General features: G+C 55.6%; 15 protein-coding genes, 2 pseudogenes and 1 other annotated feature. Of the genes and pseudogenes, 8 read left to right on the top strand and 9 right to left on the bottom strand.

Translation table 11 applies throughout. The features are described from left to right. Positions 1 to 215: 215 nt before the first annotated feature. From GA0061101_RS35080 to GA0061101_RS35050, 7 genes are all read right to left on the bottom strand, one after another. Positions 216 to 1,394, bottom strand: a complete 1,179-nt coding sequence (locus tag GA0061101_RS35080; protein WP_240535488.1) for a hypothetical protein — start codon at positions 1,392 to 1,394, stop codon at positions 216 to 218. Between the two features lie 12 nt (positions 1,395 to 1,406). After that, positions 1,407 to 2,030 carry a His-Xaa-Ser repeat protein HxsA gene (gene hxsA / locus GA0061101_RS35075; protein ID WP_004122938.1) on the bottom strand — a complete coding sequence of 208 codons (624 nt, stop codon included), beginning with the start codon at positions 2,028 to 2,030 and terminating at the stop codon, positions 1,407 to 1,409. After that, positions 2,027 to 3,109 carry a His-Xaa-Ser system radical SAM maturase HxsC gene (gene hxsC, locus GA0061101_RS35070; protein ID WP_004122943.1) on the bottom strand — a complete coding sequence of 361 codons (1,083 nt, stop codon included), beginning with the start codon at positions 3,107 to 3,109 and terminating at the stop codon, positions 2,027 to 2,029. The genes hxsA and hxsC overlap by 4 nt, the downstream gene beginning before the upstream one ends. Beyond that, entirely contained in the window at positions 3,106 to 4,512 is a 1,407-nt protein-coding gene (gene hxsB, locus GA0061101_RS35065; RefSeq protein ID WP_004122947.1) for a His-Xaa-Ser system radical SAM maturase HxsB, read from the bottom strand. The genes hxsC and hxsB overlap by 4 nt, the downstream gene beginning before the upstream one ends. Continuing rightward, positions 4,509 to 4,943 carry a hypothetical protein gene (locus GA0061101_RS35060; RefSeq protein WP_240535489.1) on the bottom strand — a complete coding sequence of 145 codons (435 nt, stop codon included), beginning with the start codon at positions 4,941 to 4,943 and terminating at the stop codon, positions 4,509 to 4,511. Before GA0061101_RS35060 ends, hxsB begins: the two co-directional genes overlap by 4 nt. 373 nt (positions 4,944 to 5,316) lie before the next feature. Beyond that, complete coding sequence (locus GA0061101_RS35055; RefSeq protein ID WP_004122951.1) at positions 5,317 to 6,213, bottom strand: MFS transporter; 897 nt, start codon at positions 6,211 to 6,213, stop codon at positions 5,317 to 5,319. 291 nt (positions 6,214 to 6,504) lie between these two features. Continuing rightward, positions 6,505 to 7,902: a helix-turn-helix domain-containing protein gene (locus tag GA0061101_RS35050; protein WP_004122953.1), complete on the bottom strand. Its 1,398-nt coding sequence runs from the start codon at positions 7,900 to 7,902 to the stop codon at positions 6,505 to 6,507. A gap of 124 nt (positions 7,903 to 8,026) precedes the next feature. Between GA0061101_RS35050 and GA0061101_RS35045 the strand changes: the two genes are divergently transcribed. After that, the gene (locus GA0061101_RS35045) at positions 8,027 to 9,619 is read left to right on the top strand and encodes an isocitrate lyase (protein ID WP_004122955.1); all 1,593 of its coding nucleotides are present in this window, start codon (positions 8,027 to 8,029) and stop codon (positions 9,617 to 9,619) included. 63 nt (positions 9,620 to 9,682) lie between these two features. After that, a complete protein-coding gene (locus GA0061101_RS35040; protein WP_015342020.1) occupies positions 9,683 to 9,862 on the top strand; it encodes a hypothetical protein in 180 nt (59 codons plus the stop codon). 98 nt (positions 9,863 to 9,960) lie between these two features. Here GA0061101_RS35040 and GA0061101_RS35035 read toward each other — a convergent pair. Further along, positions 9,961 to 11,189 (bottom strand): IS3-like element ISRtr2 family transposase gene (locus tag GA0061101_RS35035; protein ID WP_076611960.1). Its coding sequence is split into 2 segments (ribosomal slippage): positions 9,961 to 10,901 and positions 10,901 to 11,189, totalling 1,230 coding nucleotides; the frame shifts between segments, so codons are not numbered across the junction. Then, positions 10,792 to 10,908: a sequence feature (AL1L pseudoknot), on the bottom strand. It overlaps the preceding gene by 117 nt. A gap of 140 nt (positions 11,190 to 11,329) precedes the next feature. Between GA0061101_RS35035 and gltA the strand changes: the two genes are divergently transcribed. Next, positions 11,330 to 12,619, top strand: coding sequence for a citrate synthase (gltA, locus tag GA0061101_RS35030; RefSeq protein ID WP_004129043.1), 1,290 nt, complete (start codon positions 11,330 to 11,332; stop codon positions 12,617 to 12,619). 408 nt (positions 12,620 to 13,027) lie between these two features. Continuing rightward, a pseudogene (locus GA0061101_RS35025) lies at positions 13,028 to 14,500 on the top strand (NAD-dependent succinate-semialdehyde dehydrogenase). Between the two features lie 162 nt (positions 14,501 to 14,662). Here GA0061101_RS35025 and GA0061101_RS35020 read toward each other — a convergent pair. Beyond that, positions 14,663 to 15,006: pseudogene (locus tag GA0061101_RS35020) on the bottom strand (glutamate dehydrogenase); the annotation flags it as partial. Positions 15,007 to 15,619: 613 nt separating this feature from the next. Between GA0061101_RS35020 and GA0061101_RS35015 the strand changes: the two are divergent. The 4 genes from GA0061101_RS35015 to GA0061101_RS35000 all read left to right on the top strand — a co-directional run. Next, positions 15,620 to 16,456, top strand: a complete 837-nt coding sequence (locus GA0061101_RS35015; protein WP_004129031.1) for a transporter substrate-binding domain-containing protein — start codon at positions 15,620 to 15,622, stop codon at positions 16,454 to 16,456. A gap of 56 nt (positions 16,457 to 16,512) precedes the next feature. Continuing rightward, positions 16,513 to 17,487: an amino acid ABC transporter permease gene (locus GA0061101_RS35010; RefSeq protein WP_004129028.1), complete on the top strand. Its 975-nt coding sequence runs from the start codon at positions 16,513 to 16,515 to the stop codon at positions 17,485 to 17,487. A gap of 122 nt (positions 17,488 to 17,609) precedes the next feature. Then, positions 17,610 to 18,353, top strand: coding sequence for an amino acid ABC transporter ATP-binding protein (locus GA0061101_RS35005; protein WP_028755383.1), 744 nt, complete (start codon positions 17,610 to 17,612; stop codon positions 18,351 to 18,353). A gap of 422 nt (positions 18,354 to 18,775) precedes the next feature. After that, positions 18,776 to 19,011: transposase (locus GA0061101_RS35000; protein ID WP_141694157.1), on the top strand; the 236-nt coding region annotated here is incomplete at its 3' end.

The raw sequence follows: 19,011 nt of genomic DNA, 5'->3' as shown, positions 1-19,011 counted from the left end.
TCCTAAGTACATCGTTGTCGGCAGTCTTGGGCAGAACGCCCTTGTATCTCTTATGGAGCAAGAAGCGGGTTGGACCCACGTTAGCGCCGGCGACGCCATTGGCTGGGTGCCTCCTGGGATGATTTCCTCCAGTCCCGTGCTTTCTGTTGCTCGCAAACCGACTCCTGCAGCACGGTCAGTCGAAACTCCACGCCGCGAGGGCGGCCGCTAGTTGATCACGGGCTGGCGCACTGCCTCCAGCCCAATCCCCGCTGATCACACCATCCAGAGCTATTCAAATCGGCCTCCAGGATCGAGCGCGATTTGCATACTTCCGCGTCGACAGCGTTCCCAATCGAGCAGGCGGTAGCGTCGAGAATCCAACGGCGGATGATACGATCGGGGCCGGCGACTGCTTTGTCGGTCTCAATGACCCTGCCCGTCTCACTGACTATCCTTCGACTAACCGGGTCCCAAGTCAGCGCCAGGTTGACTGCGCCTGAAGCACCCTTTTTTCTGGTTGCACTGAAGGCGTACCAGTCGACAACGCCGAAGACTGAACACTTGTCTGCACAAAGCGCATGAACTGAACCCGGCCGCGCTGTGTAGATTCTTGTCGGCCATCGGTCCACGAAAGCGCTCTTCTCCTTAAGCACATCTTCTCGCGAAAGGTCTTTTCCGTAATACTGGATGCGGTCGGCATAGACGTTGCGAAGAAAGGCTACCGCCTCGCTGCTCGAGCCCGACCATACCCGCTGGAACTCATTGAACACTTCCACTGCCCCTGCTTGATCGGTGGGCTGAATATCCTGCACTTCATCTGCCGAAGCGCTTTCTTCATTGAGCTGGGCCGTTACCAGCTGATAGCCCGCCATATCGACAAGATTCAATTCTTTCGATTGCCCCAGCGGCATTGACAACGCTGCGTCCAGAAGCGAAGCGCTGACACCCATCGTGCCGAGGTAGTCTTTGAGGGCTGCTGACACTGAGGGATTGAGACGACCGTCAGATTCCGCAGATGTCGCAAACGTCTCTACAGATATGCCTATGCTCTCATCTTCGGCATAACGACTAAGGCCACCCATAAAAGCCAAAAGGCAGGTTTCGAGACAAGGGGAGCCTTTTGTCTGGAGCGTCGGAAGGCCGGTCTTGCGGATTGCCTTCCCGAAAGCCATCGCGATTGATCGATCGCCACCCGCCGAATTAAACGCGATGTATTTGGCCGGGCTTGCAGCAAGTTCTAAGGCGATGTGTTGAGGATCATCGCCAGTCTCGAAGCTGCCCTCAACAAGAAGGATCGTGGTCCCATTCGTCGTGGAGAGATGACGGTAAGAGACCGCAGCAGTCGCGGCGCCCATCGAAACCGAAACAGACAAAACAATTGTGATAATCGTATAAAGGAAACGCCGTTTCATTCGCATGGCGGTTTAGTTCGTCGCGATCCCCAGGGCCGACAGGACCTGCGGAGTTATGGTGCCGGTGACTTTGAGACCGTACGCGTCCTGCATTTTACTGAGCCCGCCCTTCGTGGCGGCATCGACTTGACCTGTTATCGGGCCGCCGAAATAACCAAATGCGATCAGAGCGGTCTGGACCTGTATGACGATACGGCGAAATTTGTCCGAGTTGCCTGGCAACGTCTTCAGTGGCACTGGCTGCGCGCTCGTCGAAGAGGATTGCGTCGAATAGGTGCCAGTTGACGTCGTCGCCGGTAAGTTTGGAGTGGTTGGGAGACTTCTGATGACCGGCCCCGGGTTGGGCTGATAGCGCGGTGTCGGATCGGGGGATGGATAAGCAGTGTCATAATCGCCCCGTGGGACGTAGCCACCTCCAGCTGAGGATGCGTGGCTTGCGTGACTGGCATGGCTTGCGTGGCTCGAATGCGAGCTATGGCCGGCAAGGGTGTAGACCTGCTTGACCCGCAACCGTTCGAACAAGGTGGCGGCCGGCTTCTTTTCGGTAAGGCCGATGATCGGCGCAGCATCACCTTTCGATGGCATGAAACCGGCCGCGATCAACGACGGCACCAGGTAGATCTTGCGCTTCTTCATTGTGGTGAGAGTCCCCCAAACCCCTGATCAGCTTTATACCATTCAAAAAATCCACCACAAGTAGAGCGCAGCGAACATCCGCTGCACTGTTCCAAAAATTTGTTCTTCCAATCTGAAATCGTGCCTGGTGCCAGATGTCGGTACCCTGGAGGGACACTGCAAAGAGGGAAATTATAGAGCAGCGTTTGAATACCGCGCCCAATCGCGAGGTTGATGGCTGTGCGGAGTCGGCCGAAATCCAGCGACGTATCCTTGAACGAATGGGCCCAGTTCATTCTGCCGTAGCCAATATTTTCCAGTTGCATGATCGCCCATACGTCAATGAACGGAAGCCGGGTCGAGACATAGTTCGCAAGCTGTGGCAACACATCCCAGTTCTGCTGGAGGACAACCGTACGAAGCTCGACCGCTGCCCCCGCCCTCATCAGCGCCGTCAAGTTCAACGACAGCGTTTCAAAGGCTCCGGATTTTCCAACAATGCTGTCGTGAAGTCCCGCATAAGGCGCATAGAGCGGAATGCCCCATAGCACGCGATCACGTCCGATCTCATCCATCACGGTGCTGTCGCCCGGTTCGAAAAACTGGCCGTTGGTCAGAACATGAAATGAGATATCCGGCCGGGCTTTCACGGCTGCTAGAAGAAACTGAAACAGCCTTCCTTTGTGCAGCAGCGGTTCGCCGCCAGATATGGTGATCCGAGCGTTTTCCGGCGCTAAGGTGGCGGCGACTGTGAACTGGTCGAAGAGGTCGGCGTGATATTTCTTTGGAGGCTGCGAGCACATGACGCAGAGCTGGTCGCATTGCTCGGTGACCAAGAAGGTGTTGTGTCTCGACCGGGATCGCACCAATCGATGCGCTGACTTTCGCCCAGGAACTAGAAGCAGGACGTCACCGTCAAGATCGGTTTCGGGACCGCAGTGGACGCGAAGCGAGTAACCCGCGAGATCGAAGGTTTGACTTTCCTGATCTCTGTCGATCAGGAGTGCATCATATTCACTGTCCACCGCGTGCGAGCGCAAGCGAACGATACTTGGATTGTCGATCGGGACGTCATCGATCTTGAGCCGCAAATCGATCATGTGTGTACCGGCGCCAGTGACGGATCGAATTCCGGAATTCCGGCCCAGAACGCAAGGCTCTTTTGGACTTTCTCGTCAGCCGAATAGAGCAGCTCGAAGATCTTGTCGAAGATTGCGGTATGACGGCGACAGAAGGCTGTGTCGGCCTTCGGTAGATCGATGCGCCCATAACGGGATAGATCGTCAACAACGTCCGCACCACACGCGGCTTGGTATGGACAATGGATGCAGTCGGGATGGAATGAATTGGAAGACTCTTGGTTCAGCACGTCTAGCTTGGACTGGTCGATGCCGTCACAAAGATTGCCAATGCTAAGATCGACCTGTCCAACCCGCGTGACCATCCTGGCTTCATCCGTCGGATAGAAGGTGCCATCGTAGTCAATAACGATGTAGTCTCGGCCGAGAATATTCGGATTACGAAGGTCGACGTGCTGATTGTGGCCGCCACGCAGAACCCGCCGCAGGCAGTGTGTGAAATAGAACTCCTCAACCGGCTGCCCGGCGGTCCAATTGTCCTCGATCAGAGCGTCGATAAAATCGGCATGGTAGGCATTCCATTTGTCTTCGAGACCGGTGGTCTGAAACCGTTTTCTGGCAAAACCCTGATGATTAACTGGTCGAAGGAAAATTGACCGAAATCCGAACCGGCCAAATGTATCAATGATCTCGGAAACGCTCGGCAACTGGTTGATGTCTAGCGTCGGGAGAGCCGAGACCTTTCCCTGCCCCAAGCGCTCGATGGCATAGCTGAGGTTCGATACGAATTGCTGCGTGTCTTTGGCGTTTACGGTTCGTTGCCGCTCATGCGTCGAAAATTCGCCATCAAGTGACGTACTCACGAAGACGTCCGAAGCATCCAGGAAATCCCAAGCTTCTTCCGATACTGATTGCAGATTGGTGCATACCGTAAAGAAAACTTCTTGGAACTTGCGGCGAGCGAAATCACGAACCTTCTCCAATAGGTCTAATCGGAGCAGTGGCTCGCCACCCTGGAATTCGATTTTGACGCTCGCGGACGTCATGGCATCGAGAAATCGGAGAACGCGCTCAAGCGTCTCATCCGTCCAATCAAAGCCCGGAGTGCTCTCGTTCACCCGAGACACCTGGCAATAGGCACATGCCAAATTGCAACGGAGGGTCGGAACGAGAATGACGTAATTCAGCTCTTGAGGACGGTGCAACCGTTGGGCCCACCGGTAGGCAAATCCCATATAGGCTGGATCGTCGATCTCATTGAACGCATGACCATTTGCTTCAAGAAAGCCCCTATCCAGTGCCGTCAGCTTTCCGGTCGCATAGCGATTGAGAAAGTGAGCGTCGGCTTTGAAGTAACCGCCCGCATCATCCGCAAAAAGATAGCCGGCGCCGAACGGTTTGAACTTAAGGGGAAATACGGTCATCGCCCGAGGACACCGTCGACCAGGGCACGCCTGAGCGGAAGCGTCTCGGCATAAATTTTCTCGCGATACAGACAGTGGTGGAACTCTCGAACGAGCAGATCACTCGGCGCTGCGCCGTTATCCAACAGGCTGATGGTTTGCGATATTTCGATTTCTGTATCTGGATGCGACGCACTAAACCGAACGATAGCCACTGCGAGATATGGACGGAATGTCGGATCGAGCTCGATCGCACTGCGGCGAGTTTTCTCTGGGGACGAGGTGTGAGAGTTTTGCGGTTTCACGTCAGTGCAGCCTCCCCATTCCGTACGATTGAGATTGTAGCCATGCTGGCATCCAAACACCAGACGGTTGCACTGAATTTTCTCTTTCGAGCCCCGCGCACGACGTCCCAAACCAAGTATCCATTCGACTGGGTTTTCAATTACCACATTTATTCCAGTGAGTGCTTTCGTGATTTGCCCTCTTGCCGTAGCAGGAAGCGCTCGTGATTCCTTGTCTGGCACCGAATCGCAGAGGAGCCAGGGAGGCGTGGTTTGATAGCGACCTTGCCGGTCACGGCGGGCAACACTTTGCCGATGTGAATCCTTTTCGTTCCAATATTCGAAATGCCGTTGACGTCTCACAAAGGAAGGGCCGCCTCGAAGGGGCTATTGGCGGCCCAAAGGTGACTGCTCGTGCAGCCACTTTGGCGAATGAAAGGAAAATTCGCCTAAGCCATAGTAGAATTTCAATTTTGATATTGCAACGGTCACTTTGAAATAGCTGTAGCACGAAGCTCTACCACTGATTGATTTACCATACCTATTTGCCGATGCGAACCGATGTCTTGCAAACAGCTGAAGTCGAGCTGGGGGATGATGGGAGACGCCGGCGCTTTTTGCAAACCACGCTGAGCTGCGGCGACAGCCTTCGGGCCAGCGGCCAAGGCCTCCCACAGCCGAATTGGAACCGCGCATAACCTCGGCGACGCGATGCACGGCAATTTCTTGATCTTGGGTCATCATGTTTATGGTTCCTGCCTTGGGCGTTTTCAAAGCTTCCAGTTCCTTTAGGTATCGATCCACTTGATTTCGGCCGGGCACTCAGCCAGCCCGTGGAGCAGCCAAATGCGACCGAAAGCGAGTGGCTCTGTGCAACCGTTCCCTTGATTTCTGAGGACATAGCGGTGAAGCGCAAGCCATCACAGATAGCTGTAAACATCGCCTCACGCGGCAAGGATGAGGAAAGCGTTTTCCATTTATTTTGCCACAAGGTGATCAGCGGAACTGCAAAACCAAATGTTGCAATCGCAAAGGCAGAGAGGGGCCTCGCTGAGGCAACGACGATCCCTCCCAGTGCGGGACCGACACTGCGAACAGTATTGAACCCGACAGAAATAAGCGTGACTGCACCCGGCAGGTGGGGCCGTTCGACGATATCCCCGACCGATGCCTGCCAGGCGGGATCGTGGAGAGCAATGCCGCAGCCAGCCTGAAAACTGAAACCGAGAATGATCCACGGATCAGTTTCGTCGAAAGCAACGGAAAGCGTGAGCATGGCGGACGCGGTCATCATAAGGCTTCGGCCAATGATCATCACCTTACGTCGGCTAAAGTTGTCAGCGATCGCCCCGACGAAAATGGCCAGAATGAATGCAGGTGACGTTGAAGACGCCTGGACCAATGCGACCATCACATCCGAGGTCGAAAGGGTCGCCATCAGCCAACTGATCGCAACCGCTTACATTAGCCGGCCGAGACTGGAGAACTGATTGGCGGGCCAGATGGCGCGAAACGTAGGATTTGTTCAGCGGCGCCGACAACGTTGATGAAGCAGGAAACCTGCATTAATAGACAGGTTGACGCCCTTTGGCGGGAAGCTTTTTGACTAAGAGAGCGTCACTTTAGGAGTGACATGCCACGATCCCGGATTGAACGGCGGAGCCGATCCGAATTCGTTCCACCTTGGCGCCGATACAACACGAGGGCGCACCTCCTGCGGCCCTCATCCTCAGTCGGAAAACCCAAATGGCGCGTCCGTGCGCCGGTAGTGATCAGGCAAGATCTGTCGGCCGATTGGCGGTTCCGACCGGGATGTGCAGCTATCGCGTTGGCAAAGACGACAGGTAATGCCGATGGGCGTTGGCACAACGGACGTGTTGTCCTTATGATAGACCAGACGTTCGACGTGGCTGGCTTCGCAAACCAGCGCCACGGCCCGATCGACGCGCGGAAGTCCAAAGGCACCTCCCCCGGAACTTACGGTTCGAGCGATCGAAAAAAATAGTTGGCCATCCGGCAACTCTAGCCACTGCGTTACCACCGTCCTCGGCGTTGTAAAAACCTGGTGCAACGTCCAAAGGGGGCAACCACCGCCATGTCGTGCGAAGGGAAAATTTGCGCTGTCGAGGCGCTTGGACACGTTGCCTGCAGAATCCACACGGATAAAGAAGAAGGGGATCCGCTCTTGTCCGGGCTTCTGCAGTGTGGTCAGCCGATGTGCCGTCTGTTCGAAACTGGTGCCAAATTGACGCGAGAGCGCTTCGACATCATAGCGGCGCGCTTCAACCGCTTTGGCAAATTGCGTGTAGGGCATGACAACGGCTGCTGCAAAGTAGCCTGCGAGCGCCCGGTACGCTAATCGTCGCCCACTCTCTGTCGCAAGATTGCCTTCTTGAACGAACTTTTGAATATCGCCCTCGGATTCAAGATAGGCGAGTTGCTGTGCAAGTTGAAAGTTTTGGCTTGCCAGATCCAAGCAGTCGTCAAGTAGAACCTCATGCCTGTGTCGGTCCAGTCGGCGGACCGATCCTGACATGATCTCCGTTGGTAATCGTCTCACTCGAAGATTGTGACGTTGCATAAGATAGAATGGAAGCCCGCCAGCCTCCTTCACCGCCGCCGCCAACTTTTCTGCCGCAACATCAAGGCCAGGAAAGCAATTACGTCGAGCTGCGAGGAACCGTCGCACGCCCGCAACAGGATCTGCTCCTTCATCGATCCCTCCGTCGAGGGCGGCCTGTCGTTGATCGGCAAGAACAATCTGTTCCTCCTTGTACGAGGTGTAGAGCCGCAGCATCGCTTCTGCAAACCCCGGAAAGCTGCTGAGCACGTCTGCGACTTCGAGCGGTGATATCTCTATGCCACTGAATATTGGATCCTTCATGGTCGATTGTAGTCGCGCAAGGATTTCGGGCGTGCCGTCGTCGGCAAAGAGCGACATGTCGAGCTTGTAGATCTTCGCAAGTCGCAGAAGAATCTCGGCCGTAACTGGTCGCTGATTCCCCTCCATGAGCGCGACATAAGAAGGGGAGACATCGAGGTCAGATGCCATGTCGGCTTGAGTGAGGCCAAGATTTTTCCGCAAGCGTCGAAGTCGCGGACCGAGATAAACGCAGAGTTTTTCCATACACCGATTACAGCATTACAAAATATCCTTGTAAAGTTTGACAACATCACAAAGGCACCGGCTGAAAAGAAAACGGCGACCCGCTATTGCAGTGCACACAACTGGCCGACCCTTGGAGGAGTAAATGTCGTATTCAGATAGTGTTGAAGGAGCCAAAACCTTGATTGTCGAAAACCACGCATGGTCCGGCCTCACTGCCGAAGCTGTCGCTCGCATGCGCCTTCAGAACAGATTCAGAACCGGTCTAGACATTGCGCGCTATACCGCTGCGATCATGCGTCGGGACATGGGCGCCTATGATCAAGACCCGAGCAAATATACGCAGTCGCTCGGATGCTGGCATGGGTTTATTGCCCAACAGAAAGTCATCTCGCTGAAAAAGCACTTCGGCACGACGGAACGCCGTTACATCTATCTCTCAGGTTGGATGGTTACGGCACTGCGGTCGCAGTTCGGTCCGCTCCCCGACCAGTCCATGCATGAAAAAACGAGCGTGCCGGCCCTTGTCGAGGAGATCTACACCTTCTTGCGCCAGGCAGATTCACGCGAACTCGGCATGTTGTTCAGGGAAATCGACAAAGCCCGGGTGGAGGGTGACCGAGCGCGGGAACAGCAGCTGGTTCAGGCGGTCGACAATCATCAGACCCACGTCATTCCCATCATTGCTGATATTGATGCAGGTTTCGGAAATGCCGAAGCAACCTACCTGCTGGCGAAAAAGTTGATTGAAGCCGGCGCCTGCGCGCTGCAGATCGAGAACCAGGTCTCCGATGAAAAGCAGTGCGGCCATCAGGACGGAAAGGTGACCATTCCGCACGAGGAATTCGTCGCCAAGATCCGCGCATGCCGCTACGCGTTTCTCGAGCTCGGCATCGACGACGGCATCATCGTGGCTCGCACCGATTCACTCGGCGCAGGCCTTACCAAGCAGATCGCCTTCAGCGTCAGCGAAGGCGACATCGCCGACCTGTACAACGGCTTCCTGGATTGCGACGATGTCACCGGCCAGCCACCCTCCAACGGCGACGTGTTGATCACGCGCGGCTCGAAGCTCTTGCGGCCGAAGCGGCTGCGTTCCAACCTTTATCAGTTTCGTGAAGGCACAGGCGCCGACCGCTGCGTGATTGACTGCATCAATGCGCTTAACAATGGCGCCGACTTGCTGTGGATCGAGACCGAAAAGCCTCATGTCGAACAGATCGCGAGCATGATGGACCGCATCCGGCAGGTGATCCCCAATGCCAAGCTGGTCTATAACAACTCGCCCTCTTTTAACTGGACGCTGAATTTCCGGCAGCAGGTTTTTGATGGTTGGCAGAGCGAAGGAAGGGACGTCTCTGGGTTCGACAGGGCCAAGCTGATGAGCGAACAATATGACGACAGCGATTTGGCGCGGGAAGCCGACGAAAAAATCAGGACCTTCCAGCATGACGCCTCCAAACGCGCCGGCATTTTCCATCACCTGATTACGCTGCCGACCTATCACACCACGGCGCTCTCGACGGACAATCTCGCCAAAGAATATTTCGGCGCGCAGGGCATGCTCGGTTACGTCGCCAACGTCCAGCGAAGGGAAATCCGCCAGGGCATTGCCTGCGCGAAGCACCAGAACATGGCTGGTTCTGACATTGGCGACGATCACAAAGAGTATTTTGCCGGCGAGGCGGCGCTTAAGGCCGGCGGAGCCAATAACACGATGAACCAGTTTGCGGCCTGATGCAGACCTACCTTGCAAGGGACCTGCAGCAGGCCTGCGTCCTTTACCTTACCGGAGGAAGTAATGTCGAACGACGAAGAGAAAAAGAAACCGATCTTGCTGGAGCGACCGCGGGCTGTCTTTTCGCAAGAGGACTTTGAGCTCATCCGGGTAGCTGTCGCCCACTATCTGCACGTGGTGAAAAACGAGCCAGTGGCAGTAAAATACTCAAACCTGCATCACCGGCTCGGCCGGATATCTTAAGATCGCAGCTCTTGTAATCGCGCGTCGCAATTGCGCTCGAAGAGTTTCGTTCCGAACCCTGAACCGCGCCGGGTTTGCCGGAGGCCGTTTGGTTTAAGTTATGCGGCCATGGCTGGCTCGTCCAGCATGGCATAGTAACGTTCTTCGGCTTCGGCAGGCGGAATGTTTCCTATGGGCTCCAGAAGACGCCGGTTGTTGAACCAATCCACCCATTCGAGTGTGGCGAACTCCACGGCTTCGAAATTGCGCCATGGTCCCCGCCGATGGATGACCTCGGCCTTGTAGAGGCCGTTGATCGTTTCGGCGAGAGCGTTGTCGTAACTGTCGCCGACGCTTCCAACGGAAGGCTCGATGCCTGCCTCCGCCAGCCGTTCGGAATACTTAATCGATACGTATTGAACACCCCTGTCGGAGTGGTGGATGAGCCCACCGCGATGGACTGGCCGCCGGTCATGGAGTGCCTGGTCCAGGGCATCGAGGACGAAACCCGCATGAGCGGTTCGGCTCGCCCGCCAGCCGACGATGCGGCGGGCGAACGCGTCGATCACGAAAGCGACGTAAACGAAGCCTTGCCAAGTGGCTACATACGTGAAATCGGAAAGCCACAACATGTTCGGCGCGGGAGCGCAGAACTGGCGGTTCACGCGGTCGAGCGGACATAGAGCGGCCTTGTCAGACACGGTCGTTTTGACGGGCTTTCCACGGATAATGCCCTGAAGACCCATCATTCTCATAAGCCGAGAAACAGTGCATCGAGCTATGTCGAAGCCTTCCCGCTGCAACTGCCGCCATACTTTCCGCACGCCGTAGACTTGGAAATTCTCATTGAACACTCGGCGTATCTCGACCTTCATGGCCGCGTCGCGACGAGCGCGGGCCGACAGGCGGTCCACGTCCGTGCGCTTGGCGATGGCGTCATAGTAAGTGGACGGGGCAATCGGCAGCAGCCTGCAGATCGGCTCGACCCCGAACTTTGAGCGGTGTTCGTCGATGAAGGAAATCATCGCTTCAGTGGGCGGTCGAGCTCCGCCTGGGCAAAATAAGCCGACGCCTTACGCAAAATCTCATTGGCCTGTCGAAGCTCGCGGTTCTCCCGCTCAAGGGCCTTCATCTTCTCGGCGACATCGCTTGGAAGGCCTGCTCGTTTGCCGCTGTCAACATCGGCTTTCTTCACCCACTCATGCAGCGTATGTGCCGAGCAGCCAATCTTGGCGGCTATGGATGAAACTGCCGCCCACCGGGATGGATGCTCGGCCTCATGGTCCAAAACCATGCGGATGGCTCGGTCACGAACTTCAGGTGAAAATTTGTTGGTCGTCTTGCTCATATCGGCTCCACTTTCTCACGAGTTGGAGCCTCCGGCAAACCCGGCGCGGTTCACCCCCTCTGCGGGAAGACAATTAGAACACAGATCAGTTCATTCGGCAGCTGTTAGTTCCCAGCTAGCGAGCCCTGAGGAAAAATATCATGGATAACAACAATGCTTGTGTCTTAGTCGACGGCCATAGTGCCGAATTGAAACTTCGATCAAGCACGATCGGTCCGAACGTCCTCGGCATTGGATCCCTCTACGAGCAGACGAAGATGTTCACCTATGATCCTGGCTTCACTTCGACTGCGTCGTGCGAGTCCAGCATCACCTTTATTGATGGCGACGAAGGCGTTCTGCTGCATCGCGGTTATCCGATCGAACAGCTTGCCGAGCACGGCGACTTCCTCGAAGTCTGTTACCTGCTGCTCTACGGCGAATTGCCGACCGCAGCCCAGAAGAAGGACTTCGACTATCGGGTCGTGCACCACACCATGGTGCATGAACAAATGTCCCGCTTCTTCACCGGTTTCCGCCGCGATGCGCATCCGATGGCCGTCATGTGCGGCTGCGTCGGCGCTCTGTCGGCCTTCTATCACGACTCCACCGACATCACCGATCCGCACCAGCGCATGGTCGCAAGCCTTCGTATGATCGCCAAGATGCCGACGCTTGCCGCCATGGCCTACAAGTACCATATCGGCCAGCCCTTCGTTTACCCGAAGAACGATCTCGACTATGCGTCGAATTTCCTGCGCATGTGCTTTGCCGTGCCCTGCGAGGAATATGTGGTCAATCCGGTGCTTGCCCGCGCCATGGACCGCATCTTCATCCTGCACGCGGATCATGAACAGAACGCATCGACCTCGACGGTTCGCCTCGCCGGCTCTTCCGGCGCCAATCCCTTTGCTTGCATCGCCGCCGGCATCGCATGCCTCTGGGGCCCGGCCCATGGCGGCGCCAACGAAGCTGCGCTCAACATGCTGACGGAAATCGGCACGGTCGACCGCATTCCGGAATATATCGCCCGCGCCAAGGACAAGAACGATCCGTTCCGATTGATGGGCTTCGGTCATCGCGTTTACAAGAACTACGATCCGCGCGCCAAGATCATGCAGAAGACGGCGCACGAGGTCCTCGGCGAACTCGGCATCAAGGACGATCCGCTGCTCGACATCGCGATCGAACTGGAGCGTATCGCGCTGACCGATGACTATTTCATCGAGAAGAAGCTTTACCCGAATGTCGACTTCTATTCCGGCATCACGCTGAAGGCGCTCGGCTTCCCCACGACCATGTTCACGGTACTATTTGCGCTCGCCCGCACCGTCGGCTGGATTGCCCAGTGGAACGAGATGATCGAAGATCCGGATCAGCGTATCGGCCGCCCGCGCCAGCTCTATACCGGCGCACCGCTGCGCGAATACGTTCCGCTTTCAAAGCGCTGAGCGACATCCGTGATGAAACGAATACCCGGCTGCTCAGCTGCGATCTCGCAGGGTTGAATGCAATGGCGACCGAACAGTGGTGCTTGACGAATCTTGCTTCCCTTGCGAAGGCCTAGCGCGAGCATGCGAAGACGTTGAAAGCGACCGTTCTGCTCGTTGAACTCAGCGACTTCGCGGACGTCAAACGTATCTATGCCGCCCCCCTCTAGACCCCCTACCCCTGCTGGCGGTGGAAGGCGTTGGCGAAAGGTGCAAAAGTGAAATCGAGACCTTGATCGCTCTCAGTCAAGCTGCGCGCCGCCTTCACCGCAACGATCAGGAACAACATTGCTCCGGCGTCCCCGTTCAGCATAAACGTTCAGATGAACAAAGCTGTAGACGTTGACGATCGGAACAGGAAGAACGGGAATGACGCTCACTGCTGCGCTAACGAGGCATCTAAAAAATCCGGAGCAATTCCTCGACCTATCCGAGCCTAGCACGCACACGGCTACATCTATGAAGCGCTTTGCGGTCTTTAACCCGTCCACCGGCGATCTGCTGGCCGAGGTGCCGGACATGAGTGCCGAAGAGGTTTCCGCAGCCATTGACAAGGCGCATGCTGCCCAAGCGCCTTGGGCTGGGCTCACCGCCCGGGCGCGCTCGGACATCCTGTGGAAGTGGCACCGGCTGATCCTCGAACATAGCGACGATCTTGCCGTGATCTTGACGGCTGAGATGGGAAAGCCGCTGGGAGAGGCGAAATCGGAAGTCTTGTACGCGGCGGCATATCTCTAATGGTACGCCGAAGAGGCCAACCGCATTTACGGCGAGACCATTTCAGCGCCCTCCAATGACAGGCGTATGCTGGTGATCAAGCAACCAATCGGTGTTGTCGGGGCCATTACCCCTTGGAACTTTCCGGCCTCGATGGTAGCGCGCAAGATTTCGCCGGCGCTTGCCGCTGGCTGTACCGTTGTCTTGAAGCCCGCTGAGCAAACGCCCCTCGTTGCCGGGGCCATGTTCGCCCTCGCGCGTGCAGCTGGTTTCCCGGAGGGCGTTCTCAATTTCGTCTATGCGTCAGAGGGTGACGCTATCGGTCGTGAATTGTGTTCAAACCCAAAGGTGCGAAAGATCAGTTTCACAGGGTCGAACGAAGTCGGCCGATTACTGATGCGCTAGTGCTCCGACCAAATCAAGCGCATCAGCTTCGAACTCGGCGGGAACGCCCCTTTCATCGTCTTCGACGATGCTGATATCGACGCCGCCGTTGACGGCCCGATCCGAGCCAAGTTTCGCAATGCTGGGCAGACCTGCGTGTCCGCCAATCGGCTGTACGTCCAAAAACGCGTCTATGACGAATTTGCTGAAAAGTTCACCGCGCACGCGCGAAGACTTCGCGTTGGCGACGGCTTTGAACAGGACACCGCGATCGGGCCTCTGATCGACAATCATGCTCTGACAAAGATCGAAGCGCATGTCGATGACGCTGTCAAAAACGGGGCAATAGTGCGATGTGGTGGGCGGCGCATCGGCACGTCCGGAACATTTTTTGAGCCGACCGTGATTACAAATGTCGTCAGCTCAATGCGCATCGCCCAGGAAGAGACTTTCGGTCCTCTGGCACCAATCATCCGTTTCGACGACCCGGAGCAAGTCGTGCGATACGCTAACGATACGATCTACGGCCTCGCCGCCTATTTCTATGCTTCGAACCTCAGGCGGGTCTGGCGTGTGGCCGAGGCGCTGGAATACGGGATGGTCGGCATTAACACCGGCCGCATGTCGTCGGAGGCTGCACCCTTTGGAGGGATCAAGCAGTCAGGCATTGGACGTGAAGGCTCCCGCCACGGCCTCGAGGACTATCTTGAAATGAAGTACCTTTGCCTGGGTGGCCTCTGACGCGGATTAAGACCTCCCGCGATTTGACGCTGTTGATACCAGTCTCTCTCGCAAAAAAGAGGCTGCCGTCCTTGTTCGGCGGCAGCCAAGTCGCTTGGGAGGCGAATTCAAAGCTCAAGCGACTGATCCCCTAAACGAAGCCCTTTTCGTACGTGTCGCCGATCAGATACCTATCGCTTCATAGGCATCGGCGATCTGTCGGATTGACGCGACATAGGCGGCGGTTCGGTAGTCACCGAGTTCCGGTTGCTGCTCCATCAGGTCAGCAATGCGCCCCCAGGTGCTTCGCATCACGTCTTCCAGTCCGGAACGAACGAGATCGATTTCCGCGCCGCCTTCGAGGAACTCGTCACGGATGTCGGCAGGGAACTCCTTACCGGTCATGCATTCGAGGGCCGGTGCGATGGTCTGGTTGCGCCGCTCGCGCCGGCGGCGCTCCATCAAGCCGAAGCCGAAGGGATATGCGTGAGATTCTTCACCCATTCGAAGTAGCTGACGATCAGGCCGCTTCTTTGTTGCGAACATCCTTCCATTAACAACACGGCACAAGTCTGGCGGACCGGTAAGTAGGGGCACACTCCCAAGGACCCTACGAGCCGGAACCAATGCCTAACGCAATATGACCACTAATGCAACGAGTGTCTTAGTTTGCGATATATGGATCAGGTGTAACATCGCTTTCAAGATCATTGGGCTGCATCTGATGCGCCAGCGCACGAGCCATCCATTGGATGTCGCTCCCCAATCGAGGTTGCGACACCGCACCCTGGCAAGTTTAAATGTAAATGGCGTGGCCACTGATCAGGCCTTCCGGGCCGTCCGCTTTGACGACCGATTACACTTAGTTCCAAGAAGTGACGACACCCGCGCCCCCTTCGGTCCGGGCCAAGCGGCTACACAACACGGATACCGCAGCGTTATTAAGCCAATAACTCACGGCGATACATTCGGGTCGAACAGACATACTTAAAACAAATGTTGCATTTCGATTTACCACACGATACGCTTCGAAAACGGGGCAGCAGCCTGGGATACCGATCGGGACGCACAAGCTGAGCCGAGGTGCGCCGCGATGAGCCGCGCCGACAATCAAGAAGCACTAACAAAGGGGAATATCGGATGAACAAATTTTTAAAAATGTTGACAGCGGCGTCGTCGGTCGCGGTTGCTTCGGCAATTCCATTAGCCAAAGCAAATGCCGGTGAGGTACTTGATCGCGTACGCGCAACCAAGACGCTGACAGTTGCGGTCGGAACGGACTGGGGGCCGATGTCGCGCATGAATGACAAGCACGAACTTGATGGTGACGATGTCGATATCGCTAAGGGAGTTGCTAAGTACCTAGGGGTGGAGGTCAAGTTTGTTACGCCTGCCTGGGATCTCATCACCTCTGGCCAGTGGGAGGGTCGCTGGGATCTTTCTATGGGTCAAATGACGCCAACCAAGGAGCGTGCGGAAAAATTAAACTTCCCAGCTGTCTACGTGTGGGCGCCAGAAGTTGCCGTTGTTCACAAAGACAGCAAGGCGACGACGCTTTCGGATTTGGACGGAAAGATTGTCGGCGTCGGAGCGGGCAACGTGGCGGAATCCTACGCCAATCACAACTTCAATCCCAGTTGGATTGACGCCAAGCCGGTGCAGTACCAATTTACGCCAGGCCAAGTGAAGACGTATGGATCCAGCAACGTCGCATTCGACGACCTTCGTCTCGGCGACGGTGTTCGTTTAGATGCGGTTCTCGGTGATGATACGGTGGCCCGTGAAGCAATAAAATCAGGCTATCCGATCAAGGTGCTTGGTACCCTCTTCTACGCGCCAGGTGCAATCTCAATTTTGAAGGGCGACGACGAATTCAATGACAAGATCGCGGCCGCCGTCAAGAGTATGAAAGATGACGGTACCCTTTCCAAGATGTCGATCAAGTGGTTCGGGGTGGACTACTGCGAACAAAAATAAGACATCACGCGTTAGCGGCCCGGCTCGGCCGGGCCCATTTTCTTGAAGGGTCTATCATGCTATATCGGGATACAGTTGAATCCGAGGTGCTTGTTCATAAGCCTTGGTTCGTCGCCCTGATCTTCGTCGCAATGCTTGCATTTTTTCTTTCGTTCAACCTTGCGGGCACGACCTTCGGCGAACTTATGCGGCCGGTTATTGGCGACCCGCTACAAAGCGGAATTTACGGGCGTTTTGCGATCGCCTTCGTACTTGCGATCATATTTAGCCTCAACATCGTAGTAGTTGGATTTATTCCATTACAGGTGCAGATTGGCATCGTATGGATGGAACTATTGCTGCTGTTTCTCGCCTTTTTCAGATCATTCAATCTGAGCATGCCCTTCATATGGGAGAATTTGCCTTACCTCATCTCCCAAGGGGTGGTGACTACGATCTATGTTTCAGCGGTCTCGCTTTTCTTTGCCTCGCTAATCGCGATTGTCGCCGCGGTCGCAAAGCTTTCAAGCAATGGCTTCGCATATGCCACCGCCAGTTTTTACACCTCTTTTTTCCGGGGTCTGCCCCTTCTCATGCAGATTTATCTGATTTACCTCGGTTTGCCTCAGTTGGGGATTGTGCTCAATGCCGTTCCCTCGGGCATCTTGGCGTTGTCGCTCTGTGTGGGAGCCTATATGACAGAGATCTTTCGCGCCGGTATCCAGAGTATCGACCGGGGCCAATGGGAAGCGTCAAGATCCATCGGTTTTGGCTTCGGTCTGACCATGCGCAAGATCATCTTGCCGCAGGCTTTTCCTGTCATCATTCCACCGATGGGAAATACGTTCATCTCAATGCTAAAGGATAGTTCGCTTGTGTCGGTACTCGGCGTGTGGGAATTGACGTTCCTTGCCCGCACAATCGGTCAGCCGACGTTTCATCACATGGAGATGCTGATAGCAGCATCGCTCATCTATTGGACAATGTCTGTCTGCCTCGAGATTGGTCAATCACGGCTCGAGCGCCATTTCGGGAGGAGTATGGTACGATGACCCTTAGCAATACATTTGAAGTGAAGGGGGCCGATGAGCGCAACTCTTTGCAGGGGATTGACAACATGCCGCCAGTGCATGTGCCGTCATCCCACAAGTCTTCGAAGCAGAAGCAGGTCTCGATGAGCGCAGAAAAAATAATTGAAGCGACGAACGTTTCCAAGTGGTACGGCGCCTTCAGGGCACTCACTGATGTCAATATTACTGTCAGCAAAAGCGAACGCATCGTCATCTGCGGCCCCTCCGGATCGGGAAAATCGACACTGATCCGATGTTTCAACCGACTTGAGGCGCATCAGGAGGGTGAGATTGCCATTAACGGGATCAGGTTGCACAACAGAATGCGTAACGTCACCGAAGTTCGCAAGAATGTCGGTATGGTGTTCCAGCACTTCAATCTCTTTCCCCACATGACCGTGCTGATGAATTGTATGGCCGGTCCAATGTGGATTAATGGCGTGCCCGAGGCAGAGGCCAAAAAGATCGCTCTTAAGTTCCTAGAGCGCGTTCGCATCCCCGATCAAGCGAACAAATACCCAGCCCAATTATCAGGCGGACAACAGCAGCGCGTCGCGATTGCCCGTTCTCTGTGTATGGAACCAGCAGTGATGTTATTTGATGAGCCTACCTCAGCACTCGACCCTGAAATGGTTTCGGAGGTACTAGAAACTATGACTAGTCTGGCGCGTGAGGGAATGACCATGGTTTGCGTCACCCACGAGATGGGTTTTGCCCGAGCCGTCGCGGATCGGGTAATTTTCATGGATTGTGGTCGAATTGTCGAAGAGGGCAACCCCGATGACTTCTTTGGCAACCCCAAGCACGACAGAACAAAGCTGTTCCTCAGCCAAATCTTGACACATTGAAAGCTGTTATTTCACGCTTGGCTTTGTCTGGTTAGACTTCTGACACCAGACGTCATTAACGTGGCGAACTATCGAGAATGTGGCTTTGCGTGCGTCGACCTATATCTTCTCGAAGACGCAATTGATTATCGTCTAACGCCTTCGCAAGGAGGCGTGCGGCAGCTTGGTGCCGTCGCAGCGGCACCGCATCCGGCGAGCTAGCCGTCACCCATGCTTGTCGATATCTCCCAACAATATTACCGAAGCCGTCGTAACCACAGACTTGCGCGATCGGTTACATGTTTGGTGATCCTTCACAGGAAGTCCGGAGTTCCAGAGGTCCAGTATCCCCACGCCGAGGACCGCCTTGCTTTGTCACGGTGATATCGATGTTTTGCTGAGGTGAGCGGTATCGCCACGTTGCTAACAACGAGGATAACGACGTGTCTATCCATCAGCTTGAGATTTTGGCGGGCAGTATGCGGCGCCGGAAGTTCACACGAACTTCCAAGGAATCGATCGTTTCGGAGACGCTGACTGGCGAGATGACGGTGACGGAGGTTGCGCGACGTCACGACGTTGATCGGTCACTGGTTTATCGGTGGCGTCGTGAGCTTGGTGTTGCAGAGAGAGCGGAAGAGCCGCGCGCCTTCGTTCCGGTGAAGGTACAACAGGCGCC

Source organism: Martinezella lusitana, assembly GCF_900094565.1.
Taxonomy (GTDB): Bacteria; Pseudomonadota; Alphaproteobacteria; order Rhizobiales; family Rhizobiaceae; genus Rhizobium; species Rhizobium lusitanum.
This window is presented reverse-complemented; position numbering and strand designations above follow the sequence as displayed.

Bases quoted from the DNA above. Each gene is read 5' to 3' on its own strand.
- GA0061101_RS35080 (WP_240535488.1), bottom strand. From the start codon at position 1,394: ATGAAACGGCGTTTCCTTTATACGATTATCACAATTGTTTTGTCTGTT.
- hxsA (WP_004122938.1), bottom strand. From the start codon at position 2,030: ATGAAGAAGCGCAAGATCTACCTGGTGCCGTCGTTGATCGCGGCCGGT.
- hxsC (WP_004122943.1), bottom strand. From the start codon at position 3,109: ATGATCGATTTGCGGCTCAAGATCGATGACGTCCCGATCGACAATCCA.
- hxsB (WP_004122947.1), bottom strand. From the start codon at position 4,512: ATGACCGTATTTCCCCTTAAGTTCAAACCGTTCGGCGCCGGCTATCTT.
- GA0061101_RS35055 (WP_004122951.1), bottom strand. From the start codon at position 6,213: ATGGCGACCCTTTCGACCTCGGATGTGATGGTCGCATTGGTCCAGGCG.
- GA0061101_RS35050 (WP_004122953.1), bottom strand. From the start codon at position 7,902: ATGGAAAAACTCTGCGTTTATCTCGGTCCGCGACTTCGACGCTTGCGG.
- GA0061101_RS35045 (WP_004122955.1), top strand. From the start codon at position 8,027: ATGTCGTATTCAGATAGTGTTGAAGGAGCCAAAACCTTGATTGTCGAA.
- GA0061101_RS35040 (WP_015342020.1), top strand. From the start codon at position 9,683: ATGTCGAACGACGAAGAGAAAAAGAAACCGATCTTGCTGGAGCGACCG.
- gltA (WP_004129043.1), top strand. From the start codon at position 11,330: ATGGATAACAACAATGCTTGTGTCTTAGTCGACGGCCATAGTGCCGAA.
- GA0061101_RS35015 (WP_004129031.1), top strand. From the start codon at position 15,620: ATGAACAAATTTTTAAAAATGTTGACAGCGGCGTCGTCGGTCGCGGTT.
- GA0061101_RS35010 (WP_004129028.1), top strand. From the start codon at position 16,513: ATGCTATATCGGGATACAGTTGAATCCGAGGTGCTTGTTCATAAGCCT.
- GA0061101_RS35005 (WP_028755383.1), top strand. From the start codon at position 17,610: ATGAGCGCAGAAAAAATAATTGAAGCGACGAACGTTTCCAAGTGGTAC.